Source organism: Streptomyces sp. NPDC041124 (genome assembly GCF_055592385.1).
The window spans coordinates 1-2,028 of sequence record NZ_JBVIYR010000023.1 but is presented as its reverse complement, the minus strand read 5'-3'; the positions used below and the strand labels follow the sequence as shown (position 1 = coordinate 2,028).

The following is a 2,028-nucleotide window of genomic DNA, read 5'->3' as shown; positions in this document are numbered from 1 at the left end:
GTTCGGCGGCGTCCTACTCTCCCACAGGGTCCCCCCTGCAGTACCATCGGCGCTGTAAGGCTTAGCTTCCGGGTTCGGAATGTAACCGGGCGTTTCCCCTACGCTATGACCACCGAAACACTATGAAACTGACAACCGCACCATGTGTGGCACATGGGGTTGTTCGTGGTTTCAGAACCAACACAGTGGACGCGAGCAACTGAGGACAAGCCCTCGGCCTATTAGTACCGGTCAACTCCACACGTTACCGTGCTTCCATATCCGGCCTATCAACCCAGTCGTCTACTGGGAGCCTTACCCTCTCTAGGAGGTGGGAGTCCTCATCTCGAAGCAGGCTTCCCGCTTAGATGCTTTCAGCGGTTATCCCTCCCGAACGTAGCCAACCAGCCATGCCCTTGGCAGGACAACTGGCACACCAGAGGTTCGTCCGTCCCGGTCCTCTCGTACTAGGGACAGCCCTTCTCAAGACTCCTACGCGCACAGCGGATAGGGACCGAACTGTCTCACGACGTTCTAAACCCAGCTCGCGTACCGCTTTAATGGGCGAACAGCCCAACCCTTGGGACCGACTCCAGCCCCAGGATGCGACGAGCCGACATCGAGGTGCCAAACCATCCCGTCGATATGGACTCTTGGGGAAGATCAGCCTGTTATCCCCGGGGTACCTTTTATCCGTTGAGCGACGGCGCTTCCACAAGCCACCGCCGGATCACTAGTCCCGACTTTCGTCCCTGCTCGACCCGTCGGTCTCACAGTCAAGCTCCCTTGTGCACTTACACTCAACACCTGATTGCCAACCAGGCTGAGGGAACCTTTGGGCGCCTCCGTTACTCTTTAGGAGGCAACCGCCCCAGTTAAACTACCCATCAGACACTGTCCCTGATCCGGATCACGGACCCAGGTTAGACATCCAGCACGACCAGACTGGTATTTCAACGACGACTCCCCCTGAACTGGCGTCCAGAGTTCACAGTCTCCCAGCTATCCTACACAAGCCGAACCGAACACCAATATCAAACTGTAGTAAAGGTCCCGGGGTCTTTCCGTCCTGCTGCGCGAAACGAGCATCTTTACTCGTAGTGCAATTTCACCGGGCCTATGGTTGAGACAGTCGAGAAGTCGTTACGCCATTCGTGCAGGTCGGAACTTACCCGACAAGGAATTTCGCTACCTTAGGATGGTTATAGTTACCACCGCCGTTTACTGGCGCTTAAGTTCTCAGCTTCGCCTGGACGAATCCAAGCTAACCGGTCCCCTTAACGTTCCAGCACCGGGCAGGCGTCAGTCCGTATACATCGCCTTACGGCTTCGCACGGACCTGTGTTTTTAGTAAACAGTCGCTTCTCGCTGGTCTCTGCGGCCACCCCCAGCTCGAGCAGCACGTGCTCTCACCAGACGTGGCCCCCCTTCTCCCGAAGTTACGGGGGCATTTTGCCGAGTTCCTTAACCATAGTTCACCCGAACGCCTCGGTATTCTCTACCTGACCACCTGAGTCGGTTTAGGGTACGGGCCGCCATGAAACTCGCTAGAGGCTTTTCTCGACAGCATAGGATCATCCACTTCACCACAATCGGCTCGGCATCAGGTCTCAGACTATATGCCAGGCGGATTTACCTACCTGACGTCCTACACCCTTACCCCGGGACAACCACCGCCCGGGATGGACTACCTTCCTGCGTCACCCCATCACTCACCTACTACCAACTTGGGCCGGCGGCTCCACCACTCCCCATCACTCCGAAGAGATCAAGGGCGGCTTCACGGCCTTAGCATCACTGGATTCGATGTTTGACGCTTCACAGCGGGTACCGGAATATCAACCGGTTATCCATCGACTACGCCTGTCGGCCTCGCCTTAGGTCCCGACTTACCCTGGGCAGATCAGCTTGACCCAGGAACCCTTAGTCAATCGGCGCACACGTTTCTCACGTGTGTATCGCTACTCATGCCTGCATTCTCACTCGTGAACCGTCCACAACTCGCTTCCGCGGCTGCTTCACCCGGCACACGACGCTCCCCTACCCATC

At 57.0% G+C, this 2,028-nt stretch carries 2 rRNA genes; both read right to left on the bottom strand.

Features of this window, described 5'->3' with window-relative positions:
* A 5S ribosomal RNA gene (rrf, locus tag ACZ6A9_RS32500) occupies window positions 1–117 on the bottom strand.
* Window positions 118–201: 84 nt separating this feature from the next.
* Window positions 202–2,028 (bottom strand): 23S ribosomal RNA (locus tag ACZ6A9_RS32495); the annotation flags it as partial.